General features: G+C 37.5%; 1 protein-coding gene. It reads left to right on the top strand.

From position 1 onward, the window contains the following. Positions 1 to 138: 138 nt before the first annotated feature. Positions 139 to 288, top strand: a 150-nt coding sequence (locus tag UYI_RS37465; protein ID WP_157226426.1) for a CTB family bacteriocin, incomplete at its 3' end; no start/stop codon positions are given.

Below are 288 nucleotides of genomic sequence, written 5' to 3'. Positions count from 1 at the left end.
TTGAAGTTGAATCTCTTGTTCAAAAACAAGCAGAAGTTTAAGCTTCTAAATCAGCAATTCTTCATTTCCTTGGCAGAGGTACGCCTCTGCTTTTCAAAAAACACAAACAACACAAAACACAAACAAACGAGGTAAATTATGTCTCACGAAATCAACAAATCTATCGAATTATCTGAACATGAGCTAGATGCAGTAGCTGGTGGCGCTAGCCTGAATGAACTTGCTGCTTTTGCAACTGAAAAAGAAAGTATTAAATCAGCTTCAGCTGCAACTCCATTTGGCTCTTTA

This window comes from Fischerella muscicola PCC 7414 (genome assembly GCF_000317205.1).
Classification (GTDB): Bacteria; Cyanobacteriota; Cyanobacteriia; order Cyanobacteriales; family Nostocaceae; genus Fischerella; species Fischerella muscicola.
This window is presented reverse-complemented; position numbering and strand designations above follow the sequence as displayed.